18 protein-coding genes are annotated in these 22,354 nt (G+C 44.2%); all 18 read right to left on the bottom strand.

Annotated features, from left to right (window positions below; all coding sequences use genetic code 11):
* Nucleotides 1-58: 58 nt before the first annotated feature.
* The 18 genes from MLE17_RS10580 to MLE17_RS10495 all read right to left on the bottom strand — a co-directional run bounded on the left by MLE17_RS10580 (nucleotide 59) and on the right by MLE17_RS10495 (nucleotide 21,764).
* Nucleotides 59-478 carry a winged helix-turn-helix domain-containing protein gene (locus MLE17_RS10580; RefSeq protein WP_243348768.1) on the bottom strand — a complete coding sequence of 140 codons (420 nt, stop codon included), beginning with the start codon at nucleotides 476-478 and terminating at the stop codon, nucleotides 59-61.
* A gap of 248 nt (nucleotides 479-726) precedes the next feature.
* On the bottom strand, nucleotides 727-1,002 hold the full coding sequence (locus tag MLE17_RS10575) for a winged helix-turn-helix domain-containing protein (RefSeq protein ID WP_243348767.1): 276 nt from the start codon (nucleotides 1,000-1,002) through the stop codon (nucleotides 727-729).
* 286 nt (nucleotides 1,003-1,288) lie between these two features.
* A complete protein-coding gene (locus tag MLE17_RS10570) occupies nucleotides 1,289-1,465 on the bottom strand; it encodes an HTH domain-containing protein (RefSeq protein ID WP_243348766.1) in 177 nt (58 codons plus the stop codon).
* Between the two features lie 209 nt (nucleotides 1,466-1,674).
* Nucleotides 1,675-3,093, bottom strand: a complete 1,419-nt coding sequence (locus tag MLE17_RS10565) for an ATP-binding protein (RefSeq protein ID WP_243348765.1) — start codon at nucleotides 3,091-3,093, stop codon at nucleotides 1,675-1,677.
* A gap of 582 nt (nucleotides 3,094-3,675) precedes the next feature.
* Nucleotides 3,676-5,103: a Fic family protein gene (locus MLE17_RS10560; RefSeq protein WP_243348764.1), complete on the bottom strand. Its 1,428-nt coding sequence runs from the start codon at nucleotides 5,101-5,103 to the stop codon at nucleotides 3,676-3,678.
* Nucleotides 5,104-5,836: 733 nt separating this feature from the next.
* Nucleotides 5,837-8,170: a GumC family protein gene (locus MLE17_RS10555; RefSeq protein ID WP_243348763.1), complete on the bottom strand. Its 2,334-nt coding sequence runs from the start codon at nucleotides 8,168-8,170 to the stop codon at nucleotides 5,837-5,839.
* Nucleotides 8,171-8,744: 574 nt separating this feature from the next.
* Entirely contained in the window at nucleotides 8,745-9,548 is an 804-nt protein-coding gene (locus MLE17_RS10550; protein ID WP_243348762.1) for a polysaccharide biosynthesis/export family protein, read from the bottom strand.
* Between the two features lie 838 nt (nucleotides 9,549-10,386).
* Nucleotides 10,387-11,388 (bottom strand): gliding motility protein GldN, encoded by a 1,002-nt coding sequence (gene gldN, locus MLE17_RS10545; protein ID WP_243348761.1) that lies wholly within the window; start codon nucleotides 11,386-11,388, stop codon nucleotides 10,387-10,389.
* A 61-nt stretch (nucleotides 11,389-11,449) separates the two neighbouring features.
* Nucleotides 11,450-12,991 carry a gliding motility protein GldM gene (gene gldM, locus MLE17_RS10540; protein ID WP_243348760.1) on the bottom strand — a complete coding sequence of 514 codons (1,542 nt, stop codon included), beginning with the start codon at nucleotides 12,989-12,991 and terminating at the stop codon, nucleotides 11,450-11,452.
* 28 nt (nucleotides 12,992-13,019) lie between these two features.
* Complete coding sequence (gldL, locus tag MLE17_RS10535; RefSeq protein WP_243348759.1) at nucleotides 13,020-13,883, bottom strand: gliding motility protein GldL; 864 nt, start codon at nucleotides 13,881-13,883, stop codon at nucleotides 13,020-13,022.
* Between the two features lie 32 nt (nucleotides 13,884-13,915).
* Entirely contained in the window at nucleotides 13,916-15,289 is a 1,374-nt protein-coding gene (locus tag MLE17_RS10530; RefSeq protein WP_243348758.1) for a formylglycine-generating enzyme family protein, read from the bottom strand.
* 37 nt (nucleotides 15,290-15,326) lie between these two features.
* Nucleotides 15,327-16,028 (bottom strand): hypothetical protein, encoded by a 702-nt coding sequence (locus MLE17_RS10525; protein WP_243348757.1) that lies wholly within the window; start codon nucleotides 16,026-16,028, stop codon nucleotides 15,327-15,329.
* Between the two features lie 94 nt (nucleotides 16,029-16,122).
* Nucleotides 16,123-17,073, bottom strand: coding sequence for a type IX secretion system membrane protein PorP/SprF (locus MLE17_RS10520; protein ID WP_243348756.1), 951 nt, complete (start codon nucleotides 17,071-17,073; stop codon nucleotides 16,123-16,125).
* 189 nt (nucleotides 17,074-17,262) lie between these two features.
* The gene (locus tag MLE17_RS10515) at nucleotides 17,263-17,484 is read right to left on the bottom strand and encodes a DUF2795 domain-containing protein (RefSeq protein ID WP_243348755.1); all 222 of its coding nucleotides are present in this window, start codon (nucleotides 17,482-17,484) and stop codon (nucleotides 17,263-17,265) included.
* Between the two features lie 1,208 nt (nucleotides 17,485-18,692).
* Nucleotides 18,693-19,250, bottom strand: coding sequence for a cob(I)yrinic acid a,c-diamide adenosyltransferase (locus tag MLE17_RS10510; RefSeq protein WP_243349000.1), 558 nt, complete (start codon nucleotides 19,248-19,250; stop codon nucleotides 18,693-18,695).
* Nucleotides 19,251-19,517: 267 nt separating this feature from the next.
* Nucleotides 19,518-20,255 (bottom strand): hypothetical protein, encoded by a 738-nt coding sequence (locus MLE17_RS10505; protein ID WP_243348754.1) that lies wholly within the window; start codon nucleotides 20,253-20,255, stop codon nucleotides 19,518-19,520.
* A complete protein-coding gene (locus MLE17_RS10500; protein ID WP_243348753.1) occupies nucleotides 20,245-21,021 on the bottom strand; it encodes an ABC transporter ATP-binding protein in 777 nt (258 codons plus the stop codon). The genes MLE17_RS10505 and MLE17_RS10500 overlap by 11 nt, the downstream gene beginning before the upstream one ends.
* Nucleotides 21,018-21,764, bottom strand: a complete 747-nt coding sequence (locus MLE17_RS10495; protein WP_243348752.1) for an MlaE family ABC transporter permease — start codon at nucleotides 21,762-21,764, stop codon at nucleotides 21,018-21,020. The genes MLE17_RS10500 and MLE17_RS10495 overlap by 4 nt, the downstream gene beginning before the upstream one ends.
* Nucleotides 21,765-22,354: the final 590 nt, after the last annotated feature.

The following is a 22,354-nucleotide window of genomic DNA, read 5'->3' as shown; positions in this document are numbered from 1 at the left end:
GTTTTGCTTTTACAACCAAAATAGCGAAATGCAATACCGATCTACAGAGTTAGATGTCCTATCCTATAATCTCCCAATAGCCACCTTTACTGCTACCAACACGCTTTATCAAATTTCTATTCTTTAGCTTGTTTATATTATCAAGCATCTTTCTTTTTGATATGCCCACCTGTTCCGCTAATTGGCTTAATGAAATCCGATTATTACCCATCACCAGCATTAAAACCTGGCGTTGTATATCTGTAATGTTATCGGAGACCTTATCGGGGACCTTATTGGAGACCTTATCAGTTATCAGGCTTTCTAAAGGCACTTTCACCACAAATACATCCTCTTCTACAAAAGAGATATTCTCGCTTCCGGAATAGGCCACCCCCGTCATCCCGGATTTGCAATCCGGGATTCGTGTATTATCAGGATCTGTGATCCGGCATATTCCCCGTTCTCCGTAGCCTGCCAATAACTTATGCAAGACCACAGAAACCGTAGTTTGCCGTTCGGCGTATGGCTCCGCCCTGTTCTCGGTAGACTGTCAATAACTTATGTAAAAACCACAGAAACCGTACTCTGCCGTTCGGCGTATGGCTCCGCCTACGTCGTAAGATAACCAAGGCTCCGGCCTTTCCTTATTACAAATAACCAGCTTTCATCACAAAGGTAAAGCAAGAGTTTTGCTTTTACAACCGAAATAGCAAAATGCCATACCGAGCTACAGCGTTAGATGTCCTATTCTATAATCTCCCAATAGCCACCTTTACTGCTACCAACACGCTTTATCAAATTTCTATTCTTTAGCTTGTTTATATTATCAAGCATCTTTCTTTTTGATATGCCTACCTGTTCCGCTAATTGGCTTAATGAAATCCGATTATTACCCATCACCAGCATTAAAACCTGGCGTTGTATATCTGTAATGTTATCGGGGACCTTATCGGGGACATCTTCAGTTATCAGGCTTTCTAAAGGCACTTTCACCACAAATACATCCTCTTCCCCCGTCATCCCGGATTTGCAATCCGGGATTTAAATATTATTAGGATCTGCGATCCGAATTATCATTGCCAAACAGCCGTCATCCTTCAATTCGGTGGATGATCCTATCAGGTTCGCGGATAACCAAGACCTTGTTAAGCCCCTTCCGGGCTCCAAGCTACTTTACCGTCACGCCACGGGTACTACCCAGGGTTATTGAAGTTAAAGTCTTTCAGACTTTCATTTTCCAGTACGCTCAACAAAGATCTGTGAAATCTGCGTTGCTGGCATCCGTGTTATCTGTGTGCTTAATGCACTAGTCAATGACCTCCCAGTAGCCGCCTTTATCAGAACCAATACGTTTGAGCATACCCGACATTCTCAGCTTTTCAATATCTCTTTCAATCGTTCGATTCGAAACAGATAATTGTTCTGCAATTTGAGCAGCTGATATTTGTTTATGCTGTTTAATCAAAACTAATATTTTATTCAAACGTTTATCTCCGACATGATCTCCGACATTTCCTGGAAATACTCCGGTTTTCAGGTCGGTTTTTATATCAACACCTTCTGAGCCCCCCCTTCTCCGTAGCCTGCCAATAACTTATGCAAGACCACAGAAACCGTAGTTTGCCGTTCGGCGTATGGCTCCGCCTACGTCGTTAGAAAAATCAAGTCCTCCAGCCTTACCATAAAAATAGATCAGAGATCCGGTAAATCGCCATTTATGATTTCCCAATAACCGCCTTTATCAGGGCCTACTCGTCTGATCATTCCTTTATTCCTAAGCTTATCAATATCCCGATAAATAGTCATTCTTGAAACATTTAACAGCTGACTTAAGTCATCAAATGATATTGTTGGGTTTTTCTTTAATTCTGATAGGACCTGTATCAACCTATTTTCAGTAACATTTTCAGTAACATTTTCAGTAACATTTTCAGTAACATCTACTGGTAAAACTCCGGTTTTCAAGTCAACACCTTCAGTCGTCCCAACCTTTTCCTTAAACAATACAACCATAAATCCCTGCGAGATTTCTTTAAACACCGGTTCTTTTACTCCGTAATCCCGGCAAATATCCAATATCCGCATAATCCCCGAACCGTATCGTTCGATCAGGCCGGCCTCTTTAAAAACCTTAGCAATTAATTTATTTCGCGATTTGGAAGTATAATTTCCTGACAATAAATCATCGATTGTTATGCCTCCATATAATTTCCCCGGATTATAAAACTCTATCCGATCATCGTAAATCTTGATGATACTGGCGCTGCTATCCCTGTAATCACGGTGAACAATCATATTGATTACAATCTCCCGGATAGCATCCAATGGATAATCAAACCGTTCTGTCCGCTGCGGTTCTCCGGTAATGATATACTCTACCATCAAATGCTTTTTGATAAAAGCCATGATTTCGTCCACCTCGGTAAACAGATCCGTACTCAATGAAAGCGAGTCAATTATAGTCGTTTCACTCTTGAAACGTCCCACCTGTATATCACTAATCGCGCAATTTTCTTTCGCAAATAACAAATAGCCTCCAAAGGTAAGCTGGCTATTTCGGGTGATTTCCATTTTTTCAAGAAACTTCTGTGACGAAAGTGTAACTTTTCGCTGCATCCGAAGTTCTATTGTTTCGATAAAGCGTTGTACTTTCTCGAAGGAAATGTGATCCATTCCGTGATTCGGATCGGAATAAAAATCCCAACTGCTATTTATCGTTTTCAGATGTTCATTGGCAATTTCAGCCAAAGACATCAAATGGTTTGAATTTGCAATACGTTTATAATACCGACCTTTGATTGAAACCGGTTTAACGGGAAACTCTATTATATTTAATGCGACGACCAACTTATCGCCAATCTTCAGTAGTTCGGAATCAGGTATAAGCTGTGGAGCTGTTTTATTTTTAATTTCATTGATCCAGGTTGCAATTGTTTCCTTTCCCAACTGAACTCCCATTACCTCTCCGCTATCTTTTACGCCAACATACACAACACCACCCTTCGCATTAGAAAAAGCGACAAGGGACACAATCACATCATCATTGAACGACGTCTTAAACTCGACCTGATCTGATTCTGACAGGGGTAATATGTGACTTATTCTGTTCATTTATTCATCATCTGATATTCCATTTTGAGACGTTCCGTCATCCCGGAAACAACGTTCAGCGGAGCTAATTGCAATCCGGGATTTATTTTATTATCACATCCCAGTTCTCCGTAGCCAGCCAATTACTTATGCAAACCTAAAGAAACCGCACTCAGCCGTTCGACGTTTGGCTCCGCCTGCATCGTAAGAAAAACGAGGTTATCGTTTGGGAATAGTGACCGTCTTAGTCGATTAATGCTCAATTACTATTTATATCATTTCCGTTATCATCCAAAGGAGAACTCTGCATCAGCTTTAAGCATCCGGTATTTCGGCATACAAAGATTATAAAAATATCTCACAAACCCGTTGAAAGTCTGTGACACTCATCCATTTTTAGGGTTTATACCAACCCCGTTCTCCATATCTAGCCAATAACTGATGAAGACCAAAGAAACCGTAGTCTGCCGTTCGGCTTATGGCTCTGCCTACGTCGTAAGATAACCAAGGCCTCTGGCCTTACCTTTTTCTAAAAACAGATTCTGGGTAACCACAAGGGTTGCCCCTACAAGCACCACATTCGTATTATTTGCACTTCAGACTTTAATTTTCCAGTAACCAGTTAATTCCAATTTCTGTCAATCTGTATTTTTGATTCTTACTTTTTGGTTTATCCGGTATGGTCATTTCAATGACCCGACCTTCCAATGCTGGTTTAATATAAAAAGACCGAAAATATTCCCTGTCTTTAATCCCTATCTGATCCTGCAAATCATCTCTTGTTTGCTCCCCTTTCAATACCCTCAGCAACTGTCCGACTTGCGGGGTAACTTGCGGGGTAACTTGCGGGGTAACTTGCGGGGTAACTATTTTTTCACCACTAGATTCCTCTGTATTTACACGTTGATGTTCATAATCCAATTCCACCAGATACCCATTGCCAATTTCCCGATAGTTGAAATTCATCGTCGGATATTCCTGAATTTCCTTACGAATACGAATATAACCCGTTCCGTATTTTTCAATATCCTTAGTCAGGTAAAAAGCTTCAACCAGCAACTTGTTACGGGCGCTCGACTGATAAACATCAGTTTTAAGTTCATCAATGGTCAGGTTTCCATACAATCTGCCGGGACTGAATATAGAAAGACTATTATCAAAGATCTTAATCTGTACATCAATCGGGCTGGTGTAATCGCGATGAATCAGGGCATTCAATATCAACTCGCGCAATGCCGGGATAGGATATTCAAAGATCTCTGTTCTTGACAATGGGCCCTTTATCTCAAATGCTACTTTAATGTGGGAAATGATGTATTTCATAACCTCTTCCACCACATCGTACAAATTGCCGTTGAGCATTTTGTCATCAATAATCATCGACGGGGTTTTAAAGCGACCGACATGGACATTATATAACAAGTTTTCTTTTGAGAAAAGAATCATTGCCGCATTTGTCGGATGACCATTCCGAAGCAAACGAAGTTTAGTCAGCGCCTGTACGGGATCGGCATCCACAAAAAAACGTCCACCCTCTTTTACCTTACGCAGAAACCCCTCCACTTTATCCATATTCAGATCCGCCAGAACTGCACCGGGATACTCATAAGCATCCCAGGAACTATTCACCATTTTAAGGAAAGCGTCGGCAATCTCCGATACATTCATAATATGATTGGCATTTCCAATCCGCTTGTAATAACGATTCTGAAAAGCAACAGGCTTTACAGGAAACTCCTTTACAGATAATGCGACAACCGTTTTACCCTCGATATCAAAAAGCTCTGCATCCGGGATTATGGAGGGCTCGGTTTTGCTCTTCACCTCATTACTCCATTCCTGAATGGTTTCTTTCCCGACTGAGACACCGACAGGTTTACCTTCATCAGACACTCCTATCAACACTGCACCTCCTTCACTGTTAGCGAAGGCATTGAGCGTGGCAATAGCCTCCCGGTTAAAGCTCGCTTTGAACTCTATCCGGCTATTTTCGCCTTGCGCAAGGAGTGATAAGATGTATTCTAATGTCATATATTTTTTCCAATACTCAATTCTCGTGACAGTGTAACGACAATTAGTTTTCAAATGTTGATATTGTATCCGTTCGGCGTATGACTCCGTCTACGTCGTTAGAAAACCAAGGCCTCTGGCCTTTCCTATACGGAAAACCGGGCATTATAGTCGATGTTGAGCCCCTATCAGGGCTCGGTTTCTTTGGCTATAATTCCCCCGGGTTACACTCAGGATTGAACGACGTGTTAAACTTGCCCAGAGGGTGCGCTACCAGAGGGTCAAACACAAATTCCAAACCGCCTAAAAACTGTCTGAGCGAATAGTCCCATCCTCAAATACCCCGATACCGTACGGCAATCTATGGGCGAGTGAGCGAGTTTTTTTAGGCTATGTTTTTTTGTTACTTTTTTGCACCAAAAAAGTAAAGAGAAACCGAAACAAACTACGCATCAAACAACATTTCCGTCTTACTCCTAAGAGCGGGTAATGCAGTTAGAAACTGCTCCGTCATCCCGGGAACAACGTTCAGCGGAGCTAATTGCAATCCGGGATTTATATATTATTTGGTCCCGATCACTATCGGTAATTTACCGGTTTATGCTGACAATACTGATCAAATATAAATCTGTGTTGCTTGCATCTGTGTTATCTGTGTGCTATTGCCATCGGGATGCACTAACGTGCTATTCCAAATTGGACGCACTGCCGTGCGTCATATTGAGACGCGCCGGGGCACGTCTCTACAGCGGGATTATACAGGCCGTTGGGTATATCCGTATTTCCGCTGGTAATAATAACTACGGCCACTCATTTCCACATCGTTTAACACGATATACAACCGGGAGAGGGTATCTTCAGCGTGAATGCGGTTCAGCAGTTCAATATCCTGTTTATCGGAATGACCGGCCCGCACGATAAAGAGATTCACCCCTCCGAGACGGTTCAACAGGAAGGTATCCGAAACCCATCCTACCGGAGCCGTATCGATCACAATATAGTCGTATTCGGTTTTCAACTGACTGATCAACTGATCCAGTCGCCCTTTCATCAGCAACTCGTTCGGATTGGGCGGAACAATTACAGCCGGCAGCACATGCAGGTTGGGACAATCCGGAGATACATCAATCAGCTTGTGATAATCAGGCTGGAGTCCGGATAGGTAAGTCGATATACCCTCCTTTTTATGCAAGCCCAGCTTAGCATTCAGAGCCGGATTACGCAAATCCAGTCCGAGCAGCAACACCTTTTTATCCGCCAGCGCCAGCGTACTCGCCAGGTTGATACTGACGAAGGTTTTCCCCTCGGAAGGCTCGGCAGAAGTGACCACAATCACCTTATCGGCTTCCTCACTGCCATCAAGGATAAACTGCAGGCGGCTACGCAACAGGCGGAAAAGCTCCGTAGTCGGATCCAGTGCTCCCGCTTTTACACGGAAGTTTCCGTCTTGATCCGTATGACCAATCTCTGCCAGCACCGGAACGGTGGAATGTTTCTCCAACTCCTTGCGGGTTTTGATCTTCGTGTCAAACAGATTCACCACATAGATAATACCAATAGGAATAAATAATCCCATCAGAAAAGCCAGCATCAGGATCATATTGCGTTTCGGTGATACAAGCCCTCCTGCATCCGCCTCGTCCACCACGCGCGCTTTAGGTACCGTCACCGCCTGCGTAAGCGCCGCCTCTTCGCGTTTTTGCAACAGGAAGAGATAGAGCTGCTCCTTGATCTGCTGCTGTCGCTTGATCTCGATAAACTCCCGCTCCTGACGGGGTACCGAACGAATACGGGACAAGACCGCCGCATTTTGTTTCTCCAGATCGGACAGGCTGATATTCATCGCCTTTTTCACACTGATGATGCCGGTTACGATGGCATGTCGCGCATCGGCTATCTCGTTATTTAGGCGTCCCAGCGCCGGGTTATCTTCCGTCGTACTTTTGCGCACTCTTTCCCGGGTCAGGATAGCCGTATTGTAGGTGCCAATCACATCCGCCAGACGTTCGTCGTTAATCGCCAGATCGGGGATCAGGGCATTTGCGTTGGTTTTGCTCCGCACAAACTGGTCCACATATTCGATCAGTTTCAGCTGCGTCTCCACGTCGGCACGTTTTGCGTCGTAATCGGCGCTTTTGGTCATATAGAGCTGCGCCTCGGCAGAGAGGTCGGTGAGTTTATTTTGTTGTTTGTAGTTTTCCACATCCTTCTCCACGTCCGAAAGCTCCACGGTCAGGTATTTCAGACGATCGTTGATAAACTGGGTGGTATTGATGGCAGAACGGTTGATCTGCATCATCGCATCCTGATTATATACCCCCCCAAGAGTATTCAAAATATCGGTTCCTTTTTCGATATTGGTGGTATTGAGAGAGAGTGTGATCATCTCATTCTTTTTTCCCACTTCGGCTGTCAGGCCCGCTGCGTAGGCCTTAGCCACCTCTTTCGGATTGGATATAACAACTTTAACCGACGACAACGTTTTGTTTCCGGCAGGATTTGCTTCGATATGCAATGTTCCCGCAGGAATACGAATGGTGATGGGCAGTGCCGGAATTGTTTCGGTAAACTTTCCTCCCTGATATTCCCCCTCCAGGATCAACCCATTATTGTTTTCCGGGGTTAGGGTCAGGGTTACCTGCCCCTTGAGTGCAACGTTGTCAGATTGGTTCAGATTAACCCGATAAGGCGAGTCGTGATACAACTCCTGTTTTGAATTGAAGATCGTAGCGGCATAATAGGTATTGTAAAGGTCCAGTGAATCAACCACCCGCCGCATAAGCGTTTTGGAATGGATAATCTCCACTTCGTTCTCCACATCAGTACCACCGGATTTCAGTCCCAGTTCATCCAGGAGAGACATGGCGGATAGGTCGCCCCCCTCTTTATTGCTTTTGATCAAAAGGCTGGAGGTTACCTGATATACGTTGCTTTGGAATTTCAGGTAGATGTATCCGAGGGAAAGGCAAAGGATCACTGAGGCCAGGATCCACTTCCAGTGAATAAATATCTTAGCAAAGATCTCCGCCAGATCGATATATTCGTCCTGGGGCTTTTGCGTGTGTGGTTTCGTTTTATTTGGTTCCATTTGTAATATTGTGAGTCATGAGTTTTGAGTCATGAGTCGTGAGTCGCACAAATGGCGACATCATTTCTTGTTTATTGTATTTAGAAAACTAGTAATGTATATAGTCAAGCTACTTTGGATTGCAAAACTGCAGAAACCTCTAAAGATACTTGCAATACGATATCTGCTTGGCCTATATTATTCGTGTCGGTGCTATAATTATCATCCGTAGGAAGCTCACATCCCAGCCCCGAAGGGACAAACACAAATACCAAACCGCCTAAAAACTGCAGAGTGAGAGAGCCCCATCCACAAATGCTCCTATACCGTACAAGAATCTATGGGCGAGCGAGCGAGTTTTTTTAGGCTATGTTTTTTTGTTACTTTTTTGCGCCAAAAAAGTAAAGAAAACCGGGCAAACGATACACAAAGTACTGATGTTCAGTCCTGCTCTTCAAATCGTATTTGCAAATAAAAACGATATGATTATAATTGGTGCGGGTTTAACGATAGCTTCCCAGATAGCTATCGGTATCATGCCCCAAATTAAGACAGCTTTTAGCTGTCTTAACAACAAATTATCGACCTTACAATATCATTTCAATACCGCGATCAGTAACGAAGCCACCGATACCAGCGAACCGATAATTGAGAGAGTCATCTGCTCTCCCGCTCCGAAATACCGTGCACGCGCCTTTTGTTTATTCGGCTGCACATAGACCACATCGTTTTGCTGGAGGAAATAGTAGGGGGACTGGATCAATCCCTTATCGGTCAGGTCGAGACGATAGGTCTCCCGTTTTCCCTTAGCATCTTCCCGGATAAGTAAAACATTATCGCGTTTGCCATAGATGGTTAAATCCCCCGCCTGAGTCAACGCTTCAAAGATCGAGATCCGTTCATTGGATACCGAAACCACTCCTGGTCGGGCCACCTCGCCCATTACGGAAACCTTAAAACTCAGGTTGCGGACCGTCACCATCGGGTCCTCTTTCATATATTTAGGATAAATCCGGTCGCGAATGGAACTCTCCAGCTCGCTTCGTGTCATGCCGGCCACTCTGATCCGACCTATTACCGGAAAGTTGATTTCTCCGGCGGCATCCACAATATAGGTCTGCAAGGCAGCAACTGAAGAAGTTTTATTCGGTTGACTGCTTAACTGGGAAGGATCCGGCACCAAAGGGGGATTGAACGGTAAGGCAGCCTCAGGCGAAATAGTATTTACCGTGATCATCAGCTGATCGCCGAATTTTACCACCGGAGACGGAGGAGCTAACTGAAGGGAATCCTGCAAAACGGCTGCCTTTCCGGCACCCTGTACATAAACAACCTTTTTATAACTCTCACAGGAAAAGAGCATTAGCACAACAAACAAACACAACAAAACTTTTTTCACGATATATACTTTTGAACGGATCGCAAAGATAAATAATTCAGGCTATGCACAGATAACAAACCGATGTCAATCAGCGTTATTTTTATAATATTCACACACAGACGTCTCAAAACTCGTTTTTTACCCTAATTAAAAGCAAAATGCGATAAGACAGGTTTATTGTCACCGGATGATACGTTAATGCGCTTCGATGTAAAACCTAACAGGTTTCCAAAACCTGTTAGGTTTAAATGGAATCACCTTCAATGTCGTATCGAGAGGATCTCTATGAGCGACCCTCTCGAAGTGCGCTCCATCCCTTTCGCTCATAGAGAAAGGGATGGTAATCAATTCCTACTATTCGAAACGCGATATTAAATCAAACTCCAATTCGTTTATTTCAACTGTACTTCCATGACGGACCGTAAACCTAACAGGTGGGGTGTCAAAAATCAATACTTTTAGCGAAATAACTTCGTCCCACTTTGATATCAAACGATCTAAACTTCGCACTGTCATCCCGTGCTTGACACGGGATCTCAAATTTGCAGAACAGGTATTTAATCAGCTTTTTTCTGATTGAGAGATCCCGCATCAAGTGCGGTCCCGATAGCTATCGGGAGACAACACTACCGTTTGAGCACTTATTTTGCATCGAAGTTTTTGGAACGAAATAATTTATTGACGGGTAGATATTTTTGACACCCCACCTAACAGGTTTCCAAAAACTGTTAGGTTTGGATACAAACCTCTGTGGTTTTCCTTCGTGGATCTCTGTGATAAAGAAACCACACGAAAAATGGCCATAAAAAAAGGGTACCCCTAACGGGTTACCCTCTCTTAATCTCATTTACATACTTTATTTCTTTTCCTCATTACCGGCTTTAGCCGTAGTCGTCTCTTTGACCTTTGTCTTCTTTGCTTTCGCTTTCTGCTTCGGAGCAGAAGGAAGCACCCACAACTGTTTCTGATCAAAATCGAGCACCTGCCGTTCTACACCCGTCTGCTTGCTTTTGATACACTCAGCAAGCTTATCAGCACAGCACTCCTGGCACTCTTTAGCCAGGGTCTGGTTGAGAGGATTCTCGATTTTGATAATGTTGCCCCGGAACATCCTCTTTCTGAAGTAAGAGTCAAATGAGATGATATCTGAATTGTTCGTCTCGGAGGCCACCGTAGAATAGGTGAGTAACCAGGGTTGAAGCGATTCGTAAGTCACCCAGAAAGGGATCGAATAGGCATTCGTATTGGAGTTCAACGATTCCACCGAGTTTTCAATCAGGGGAGCAATTGCTACAATCTGCGATCTCAACTCGGAAGCTTCCGCGTCAAAGAAGTAGGTCTCCTTAAACATGTACCCGATAATTGAAGAGTTCAAAGCCCGGGTGTACTTATCGGAAACCACATATTTTCCTTTATCCTTGATATACTTCAGGTTTCTCAGGATGGTGGAATCCTTCTTAATCATATCGTTCTCGGTGAAGGTAAGATAGTCGTTTCCTTCATAAACGGGCACCTTATGCGCCATGACCAGCTTAAAGATCAGCCAGAAAAGGTTCTGTTTCAACACCACCTTCTGCACGCCGTTTTCCATGGCGTAATCAAATACCGGCTCTTCAGGATACTGGAGAATCGCATTGTTTTTGATCGCACGGGTCGAATCGTTGAAGAATACCTCCCGGTACACCTGGCGGGACCATTTGACATTCTCCGGAGCCGGCCACAGATTCCTTAACTCCTCCTGTACCGCCGGACTGATATTGAAGAGTATGCTGTCTTCATTGAGTTTTAAAGACTGAGCCGCGGCGCTCTTAATGCCGAGAAAACCCAATACGATGAATATTATACTTAGCTTTTTCATACGTCACTATTTATTTTTTGTTTTGGCTACGTAGCATATTGGTTACGACCGTCGTACTACACTAGTTTTTGGATATGATGGTGATATCATTAACCGTCTGCGTACCCGAAGGTCCCCTTACCACAATGTTGTTCAGGGCAGCCATCTGGTTCTTCGGCAGTTTTTCCAAAACCGCCACCTGAGCTCCTGAGAACTTATTCCCACTGGAAGGCAGAGTCTTCACATCACCCAACGATCCGTAGTAAGACAAGTCAAAGCTTACGACTGAATATGGAATATCAAGGTCTTCCAGTTCGGCGATCAGGCCGGATGACTGTGCCACATCAAATTTGGAAACACGACCGCCTTTGAATTTATTACCCGAAGGTAAAACGACAGAGGCCGATGGCGCCGGTGTTTTTCTTACCCGGAACTTGCTTGCTACCGAGAAGCTCTTACCGCCCACGGAAGCGCTGGTGGTAATCGTAACCTCGGAGCCAATCGCAGAAAGGTTAGGCACGACAATCCACTCATTGCCCTGGCGTCTGATCGAACCGTTGCTCACCGACGCCGATAACTGTCCGCTTGGAACCCCGGGAACAGAAATGCTGACCGGATTGCTCCATCCGGCATACAGGATATTCATCTTGGTCGCAGAGACAGTAGCGGTAGGCGCAACAACGCTGTATTTATTTTCAAAAGGGAATTTTGAGATAGATCCGTCACCACGGGTCAACTCTATAACCCCGTTCATCGTAAAGTCACCGATAGCCCCGCAGGTAAACTGGAATTTACCCCGGCTTGCCGGAGACAACTGCTGGCCCCTGACAAAGATATTCGGTCTCTTGGTGGAGTCTTCCGCCGAGAGGACCACCCGGCCACTGTAGGTACCACCCACGATGATATTGGTGGAATTCGGTATCACATAAGCATTCAGGGAGTTTACCCGGAAGTCACCCACATCGACACTTTTGATCAGTGCATAAAGCGCTTCACTCTCTGCATTCTTCAGGTCATTCTGCATTTTACTTAAAAAAGTATTCACCGCAACCGCAGGCATATTTTCAAAGTGTGCATTCTGCCAGTTCAGATTGTTCAGTCTCTCTTTTGCCGATAACTTTGTCGAAAGGCTTTGCAGGATCATCGCCTTTTTGTTAGGGTCGGGGATATAACTTCCTACCTCCGCACTAAATTTGTCAATCCATGATTTTAGTTTGTTTGCCTGTCCGTTGATCGGAGAGAGCATCACCTGGGCTGCCGCCTCAAGGTCTTCCTTGTTCTTGATGTCATTGACATCGCCTTCTTCTCCATCCGCCTGCTTTGCGATTTTCACCTTCAGCTCCTGGATGTATTTATAAAGCTCATCAGTTCCGGCCATCACCTTCATTGCCTTGTCCAGTGCCGGTTTTGCCTTCACCGGATTCTGCTTGGCATAAAACTGAAGCTCTTCAAGAAGGCTCTTATTCTGATTGAACTTAATTTCCGTTGTTTTCTTGATGCTGTCATCGACCATGACAAAGGCATTCAAAACGTCTTTCGATACGTTGAGCGCCAGCATTGCCATGAGTACAAGATACATCAGGTTGATCATCTTTTGACGTGGCGTCAATTTTCCTCCAGCCATATTACTTCAATTATGGGTTTAAATGAAATTAATCGTTAACAGTCAGATTCGTTGTCAACGCTTTAATCATTCTGGAATAAATTGCATTGAGAGAAGTCAGTTGTTCTGCCATTTTTTCTGTTTCCGCCTTGAATTTTGACGCATTGGAAGAGGAGCCTTCAAACGAAACGGCCATTCTCGTCATTTCATTGTGCAGTTTGCTCAACGACTCGATCTGCAGGGTAATGGCATTCATCTGTTCGTGATATACCTTGCTCAATCCGCCAATATTGTCTGTCAGTGCGGTCATCTGATGCACGTAACGGTCGTAGCTGGTCTTCACTGATCCTGCATTTTCCTTCATGGAAGTGTAAGTATCGGCAAGATTATCCGAGATCTCGGCAAGCTGACCGGTCGATTTACTAAAGCGTTCCATACTGGTGCTTACATCCGACATTTTAGCCAGGTAACTTTGTGTCACCTCTGTCATCTCTGCCATTTTATAGAGCTGGGTAGCGGCATTATCCAGTTTGATAATACTCTCTTCCAGTCTTTTGGCGCTATTAGCCGATACTTCAGGAAGTTGGGATACGCCTGAACTTTTAACTCCTTTTTCAGCCATCAGTTTCAGGAAGTTATCCTCTTCCTTTTTGGTTTCCAACACAGGGAAAAGCGCTTCCCAATGCAGATCCTCGCTTTGTACCTCAAAAGCGAAGACGCAGAATACGAAAACTTCGGTAAGCATACCCGCACCAAGCATAATCGCACCACCCGGAAGGTGAAGGATTTTAAACATTGCACCCAGAATAACGACTGCTGCACCAAAGCTATAGCAATAGTTCATGACTGTTTTTCCTTTTTTAGAGGCCAGGAAATGCTGGAGTGCCGACGGAGATTTCTTTTGTTTTTTCATATATTAGTTCTTTATTATCTGTTTTCAGTTCATCAATATTTCTCACCAGGCATGTTACGTACGCAACGGAAACCGACATACGCCATCTTTTCGTTCTGGTATTTCCACTCACGGAGATTCACATTCACAAAATTGTAAACGTCTTTGAAAGAACCGCCTCTGACCACTTTTTTCTTGAGTGCATACGGGAAGCTGCCCAATGCATTAAATTCAGAGCTGGCATTGATCGTTGACATGATTTTATTACCGGTCGGGAAGTAAGCCGTAGAGGTCCATTCCGCCACGTTGCCCACCAGGTCATAGAGGCCTAAATCATTCGGAGGGAACGATCCTACAGGAGCCGTGATCAGGTAGCCGTCTTCGGGGAAGTTACCCTTCAACGGTTTGAAGTTGGCAAAGTAACATCCTTTTTTATCTACGATATCATCCCCTTTCCATGGATATTTTTTGTTCACCATGCCTTTTTTACCTCCTTTAGCGGCGAATTCCCATTCCGCTTCGGTCGGGAGACGATACGGTGCACACTCATAGCGGCTCTTAGTCTGGTAGAATCGGGTTCTCCAGTAGCTGAAAGCGTTTGCCTGATCCCAGGAAACACCTACCACCGGATAGTTCTGATAACCTGCGCTTGAGAAATAGAGGGCGGCGTACATATCATTTTTCTCCGCCACAAAGTCCACTTTCCAGCAGCTGGTATCCGGATATACATTTACGACAGCCGTAGTGAAGTAATCTTTGTAGGATCTGATCGGACGATTGACCTGTACAGTTACTACGCGGCCTTTAGAGTTAACGTAGGAAGAGTCCATCAGCATATAGGAATCTGCCAGCTGGTCCAGTTTGACATCCGTATTCAGGATCGATCTGTTCAGCGAATACTTCCGGCTGTTGGCCTTTTCAAAGTCAATCCAGTCGTAGGTATAATTGAGGATATTCGTATTGAGGAACTTCTTTGTCTGGCGCGGCAGATTCACATACATTCCGCTGAGTACGCCCTGGATTTCGGGATTCTTGGATCTCCACGGAATCGGTTTCTTCCAGTTCAGCACGGAGTCTCCGGTCGCTTTATTGGCCGGTTTGAAAGAAGGATCTACCGTAGCCAGTCTCTCTCTCAATACAGAGTCCTTCACCCAGTTGACAAAGTGTTTGTACATAAAGTTGGTCACTTCGGTTTCGTCCATCCAGAAGTTCTCGATAGAGACTGTCATCGAATCGTTCACAGCTCCCCACACTGTATCATTGGGGGTACCCATCCGAAATGCTCCGCGTTTTACCAATACCATCCCCTTGGGTGTCGGATCTTTGAACAACGAATGAGTCACGTTTTGCAACTGACCTTTGTTCTTGTAGTTGCAGGAGCTTAATGCAATCGCAAAAAGCAAAATCGGAAGAATCTTTCTTATCATAATCGTATGCTAATTTACCCTTTAATCACTTTGAAAACTAGAATTTATATGTCGCTCCCAGCAACAGGGAGCCATACCCTTCTGGGCTTAGTTTCGGACCACCTACAACCGTTAGATCGTTTTTATAAAAACCGTTGTACCTGTCCTGTACAATACCGCCCTTAAGTTCGACCGAGAAATCAAATTTCGCCGAATAAGGAATCTGGATGTAAAGACCAGAATTGAAAACAGGAAAAACAGATTCATCGTTCGCATCCCTTGGGCTTTTCACAGCATCAGCGCTTATCCCGGCAAAAAGCCACACATTTGGCACCTGCTCCATACTTCGGGTAGAAAATACCCGGTTCAGACTCAGCATCATATCGGCGCCGGCACCCAATGTTGAAAACCTGCTTTTCATCAATATGTTTACTTCACTTCCATATTCCCTGCGTGTCTGCGTTGCGAAAAACTGCCCTCCGGACAACCGAAGTCGGTAAGCCCAATAGGGACAGAACTGCTGGTAAGCCGATAAAGAGAAAGCAGGCGTTATCCGGTTAAATATTCCGTAATGTATATCAGCCTTCCCACCCAGATAAACCTGAGGGCCAACCGACAGGTTCACCCTGAACCGGTCGATATATGTGTAATAATTATAGTTACGAACGGGAACTTTTGCGTAGGCTGTATGCATAGATACTAAAAACAGTATCAGATTTAACAATACAACGCCATAAGCTCTCCCAAACTTCAGTTTCATGCGCATCTAAACTTAGAATAAAACCATCTTTGTGGTTCAAAGTTGCAAACTTAATAAGTTTTTTTGTTTATCGGTGCATTATCTCTTAATTTTCCTATAGGAATCTGAGACTTTTATTGTACTTCCGTTTCGATTTACTCACAAATTGCATATCAAAGCTATATGCAGCGAAAATTTCATGGCTGCCACCGGATACAGCTCCCAGTTTGGAGGTAGAGATATCGTAGGCATATCCGACAGAGATATTTTTCATTTTTGCACCCGCCATCAGCACCACCGCATCCTTCAATCGGTAAGACAATCCTCCCCAAAAACGGCTTTTATATTCTGCCCGACAGGTAAGCTCTGCCTGTACTACATTGAAGTCACTCTTCAATAACGCGGAAGGATACAAAACGGTTGAATAACTTTCCATCGGAAAATTCGCCCCTCCCGTCAGGAACAGGGTCCGCCCTATTTTAGAGGAGCCTTTTTCAAATTGGATCGTTGGTTCAAGCAGGTGTAAAACAGAAAGCCCCGCGTAATAGCGGTCTGTTGTATAATTCACACCCAGCCCCAAATCAAAGGCAGTACCGGATACACTGGTGGAAGGAATATAGGGGTCTGTCCCCTCATGGTATTCATCCGAACTTCCCAACAAATCCACTTTAGTACCATCAAAAGACTGGCTCAAAATTCCAAGTTGCGTTCCGAGGGATAAAATCCCATTCATCAGGTTTAATTTATAGGCGTAATTCACCCCGAGGGATACATTGGAGAAAAGACCGGCCTCATCCTTGTATAAGCCAATCCCGATTCCCTGGTCTTTGCCCCACCGGGCAAACGGAAGATCGGCGCTTGCAAATAAAGAGCGGGGTGCCCCACTGAGCCCAACCCACTGTTGCCGGTTGATAATAAGGGCGTTTACCCCGGAAGTTTCTCCCACACAAGACGGATTATAGTAAGACTTAGTCGCCCAATACTGACTAAACTGAGCATCAAACTGAGCTTGCAGTCCGGTGCAAAATATGATCAACGACAGTAAGACGATTACCCTTTTATCCATCCTTGTTTTAAACATTATAGTAGTTAAACTGATTAAATCCTGAAAAATTGTATGCGAAGTCTATTTGATGAATCGAAAACCGGCGATTTAACTTTTCGGGCCTGTCACTCCAAAACGCAAAAGGAAAACCAGGATAATTTTCCGGTTTTCCCTTTCATTTTGTCGGACTGTACCAGTTACCCTTAATACTTAGTACTCTTCTTCGTTGAAGAAAAAGTCTTCCTTACTCGGATAATCAGGCCAAATGTCTTCTATACATTCAAATACCTCTCCTTCATCTTCCATCTCCTGAAGATTTTCAATTACTTCGAGGGGAGCACCTGAACGCATGGCAAAGTCGATTAATTCATCTTTAGTCGCGGGCCAGGGTGCATCTTCCAGTTTCGAGGCTAATTCTAACGTCCAGTACATAGTTCTATCGGATTTTTAATTGTTTAATTGTTTGTATATCACATTAATTAGTTCTCACTATTCGCCCCCGTTGGGGACGTGCTTTGCTAAGTATCATTTGCCACGGGTTGCACCCGTGGTTATTCAAATTGAGGTCTTTCAGACCTTTCCGGGAATATGTCCGCGAATGCGGACAAATCTCAATAACCGTGAGTGAATTGAAAATCAGTATATCTAAACCTAACAGGTTTTCAAAACCTGTTAGGTTTGTCATTCTGAGACATCACCTTATAGCATTAAGGTTCATCAATTCAAATGGAGCCCTTCGCTCTCCGGCAAATGCGTCCGCGAAGCGGGCAAACTTCAATAACCGTGAGTAAAACCCACGAAAGGGAATAAACCCCGACATCCCGTCCCCGAAGGGGGCGAACATATATCATAAAGAGAGGTCACATTTATCTGATAGCTCGGCACTTATTTCAATTTTCACAAAATAATTCACCCAAACGCTTTGGTTCTCTGCGCCTCTTTCTGTGGTAAAAAAACGATATTAATCTCTTACCCTTTAAAAAAGTTGCAAATATAAAAACTATTTTCAGTCTCAGAGCCTGTTTTGAATTTTATTGCGATACTTTTTTCAGAACCGTTTCGAGGTCGATTTTTTGCTTTTATCCCGCAGATTTAGCGGGCTAAATCAAGGGGAAAAAGTAAGAAATATGCCCGAAAGAGACTAAAAAAGGAACAAAGAAAGATGGTGTCCAAAAAGTTAGTTCATGCAAAACTGAACTTACAAAATGATAGTTGAATAATTCTAACCGCCCCTAATTGGCTACGCCGATCTTCGATTCCCCTAAAGGGGACTTTGAAGAGTGGTATTTCGAAGCAAATTTGCACTTCTAAACATCCCCTCCCGATAGCTATCGGGAAGGGGCTTGGGGCGGTTCGTGGTTGCAATTTGTTACTTATAGAGTTGCTTATATCTCTTTTGGACACCCTCTTATATGAAAATGTTACGGTAAAATAAGTAATGAGCATAATCATTGTCTCATTTACCCCCAACCCCCTGAAGGGGGCTTTTACCGCAGTGGGATTTGAATTCAACTACGGCTTTTAATAGGGTAAACTTATTATTTGAACTTCAACAAGTCCCCTTTAGGGATCCCGATAGCTACCGGGATAGGGATATATAATACGACATTTATTCAATCCTATTTCTTGCAACCAGCCTCTCAATCATTTGACCAGAAAATTTCCTCCTGATTTTCATCAAGAACCAGCTTCCGGGAGAGAACAAACAGCAAATCAGAGAGTCGATTGACGAAAACCATCAATTCATTGCTGACTGGATTCAACTCATTCAGGGCGATAATGCGGCGCTCCGCTCTGCGACACACCGTCCGGCAGACATGAGCCAGTGCGCCCGGCTTATTCCCCCCGGGAATGGTAAAGAGCTTCAGTCTGGGCAATGCTGCATCCATCACATCGATAGCCTCTTCCAGTCGCTTCACATCCTCCTCTGAGATCTTACACCCATATTTCTGAGCGGTAGCATCATCTTCAGTAGCCAGGATAGCCCCGACCGTAAATAATTTCCGCTGAATAAAGAGAAAGAGCTCTTTCAGCGTTGCATCTTCAATATCACAATTGAGTAGTCCGAGGAAGGCGTTCAACTCATCAATGGAGCCGTAGGCCTCCAATCGGGTATCGGACTTCATCACCCGGGTCCCTCCTACCAGGGAAGTTGTCCCTTTATCCCCTGTCTTTGTATATACGTTGCTTTTTTTTATATCCATGCGTAAAGTAATTTGCACATCACAGAAACTAATAGATTTTCTATTGTGTCCTATGTGCCTATGTGGTTCAATAAATTGTCGTTATTGTCTTTACCAAAGTTACCAGGCTCTTTTTTTATCCGGCAAGCGTCCCGATAGCTATGGGATTAAGCCGCTGCCCGGTGTAATACCGATAGACATTCAACCACCAAGATTTTTCTATTGTGTCCTATGTGCCTACGTAGTTAATAAATTGTCTCCGGGATAAAAAACGATAAAGCCCTAAAAGAACAACCTGTAATCTCTCTTCTTCAAAAAGGGATTCACAACCGCAATACCCCATTGAATCAGGTCAAACGTGACGGCAACCCGTTCATCCTTGCGAAGTTGTTCCCAGCTCTTTTTAACCCTCCCATTATTTATCCCCTCCAGGATAAGCACTGTCCGGCTATTTTGAAGTTTTAAACACATCTCCAATGCGAATTGTTTGGTCTCTTCCGGAATTGAAGAGTGAATAACCACCATCCCGGTATGCGGATTACGGGAGAGCAGCTCCTCAAACCGATCGCTTAGCTCTCCCTCTGAAGCCTCAATCGTATGAATCCGGGGATTGGCGTCGATCAGGGAGAGCACTTTTTCCATCTTACGTTTATCGCTTTCGATTAAAGTACAATGCGTAAACGAAGAGAGTGCCTGAAGATAAAGGAGGGAGCCTCCGCTTTCCGTTCCAAGCCGGATGATTTTCTCCGGTTTGAAATAGTTGCTAATGCGGTAAAGAAGCAGTAGATATTTGAGGGGCGCATCTTTAGAATACTCCGGAAACAGCTGCACCCGGGCAATCTGTTCGTAAATGGCTTTATACGCATAATAGCCACTCTTCTCCTCCACGACATCGTTGATAAACGAAAAGGCAAAAGGAGAATGAACCCCGTGTCCGTGACGGAACCGGATCCATCTGTACAGCCTGAGCAACTGAATCTTCAGGCGTTCAAACACAAACAGCAAACTCCTATCCCTCATTCTGGTGATTAGTCAGTTCAGCCGCTTTAACTTTGCGGAAAAGATCCGAAGCAAAGACAAAGTCATTCAAAGTCTGGTTGGAAGAGGTAAAGATACCGTCTTTATTCCCCGTCCACTCCAGGATCCCTTTGTTTACGAAAACAATATTCTCTCCAATTCCCATCACCGAGTTCATATCGTGGGTATTGATAATGGTGGTGATGTTATATTCTTTGGTAATATCGGAAATCAGCTCATCAATCAGCAAAGAGGTTTTGGGATCCAGTCCTGAATTGGGCTCATCACAAATCAGGTATTTGGGATTTAAAGAGATAGCGCGTGCTATGGCAACACGCTTCTGCATACCGCCACTGATCTCTGAAGGGAAAAGATCATCAGCCCCTTTCAGATTCACCCGTTCCAGACAAAAGCGGGCCCGTTCCAGTCGGCTGGCATAGGTTCCCCGGTCAAACATATTCAACGGAAACATAACATTCTCCAGAACAGTCATCGAGTCAAAAAGCGCCGACCCCTGGAATATCATCCCGATCTCACTGCGCAGATGCTTGAGTTCCCTCGATTTCATGTTAAGCAGATTACGGCCATTGTAGAGTATCTCCCCTTTTTCAGGAGTTTCAAGTCCGACGATACATTTTACCAAAACCGTTTTACCCGAGCCACTCTGTCCTATAACAAGATTGGTCTTCCCGGATTCAAACACTGCATTGATATCCTTGAGCACATCCTTGGTCTCAAACGATTTAAATAAATGCTTAATCTCAATCATTGCAGCAAAAGTTTAGTAAGTATTACGTCAAACAACAATATCAAAACGCTGCTCGCCACCACAGAGTTGGTACTGGCTTTTCCCACCTCAAGCGCACCGCCTCTGGCATAATAGCCGAAATAAGAGGCTACCGAGCTGATGATAAAGGCAAAAACAAAGGATTTGTAGATGCCGTACCACACATAGAATTCATTGAAATAGCTCTGTACCCCATACTCAAACTTGGCAACAGGAATCATATCGGTAACGAATGCCACAATGTACCCCCCGATGATCCCCGAGAAGACACTGAAAATCACCAGCACAGGTACGAACACGACCAATGCCACAATCTTTGGAAGAATCAGGTAGTTCGCTGAATTCACGCCCATGATTTCGAGAGCGTCAATCTGCTCGGTCACGCGCATGGTGCCAATCTCGGAGGCAATGTTTGAACCCACCTTACCGGCCAGAATCAGACACATGATGGTGGAAGAAAATTCAAGCAGCAAGGTATCCCGGGTGGACATCCCCACCGCATAAGAGGGGATAAACGGAGAGGAGATATTCAGGTTCATCTGAATACAGAGCACCGCCCCGGTAAACAACGAAATCATCAAAACAATACCGATGGAGTCGATCCCCAGCTTGGTCATCTCTTTAATTAGCTGTTTGAAAAAAGCGCTCCAGCGGTCAGGTATGGTCAATGCACGGGCCATCAACAGGACGTATTCACCAAAGCGATGTATGGATTGTCTGATCATAAATTTCGATTATATATAAGTAGGTCGATGACCAATTTTGTTATTAATCCTAATGAAATTACCTTTTACTTCGTATCGAACGGGGCTCTATGAGCGACCCTCTCGAAGCGCACCCATCCCTTTCGCTCATAGAGAAAGGGATGGTAATCAAACAGTATTATCTCACTCCAATTCTTTATTTATCAACTGCACTTCGATGATGTACCGAAAACCTAACAGGTGGGGTGTCAAAAACACAAAGCATTTAATGAGATAAATTCGTCCCTAAAATCAATGAGTTAAATCCGTGCTCAAATGTTGATGTTGTCTCCCGATAGCTATCGGGACCGCACTTGATGCGGGATCTCTCAATCAGATAGTGACAGTATTACGAGCAAAACGCAATATTCTGCGATTTTGAGATCCCGTGTCAAGCACGGGATGACAGTGCAAAGTTTCGTTCATTTATAAAAAATAGGTTGAAGTTATTTTTATCAATACCTTTGATTTTTGACACCCCACCTAACAGGTCTTTGAGACCTGTTAGGTTTAATCTCCGTGGATCTCTGTGATACAAATCCTCAAGAATCCCTTGTAAGCTGCAAAGGTAG

Source organism: Parabacteroides sp. FAFU027 (assembly GCF_022808675.1).
Taxonomy (GTDB): Bacteria; Bacteroidota; Bacteroidia; order Bacteroidales; family UBA7332; genus CAXXIC01.
The sequence above is the reverse complement of the archived record's forward strand: the minus strand, read 5'-3'. Positions and strand labels throughout refer to the sequence as shown.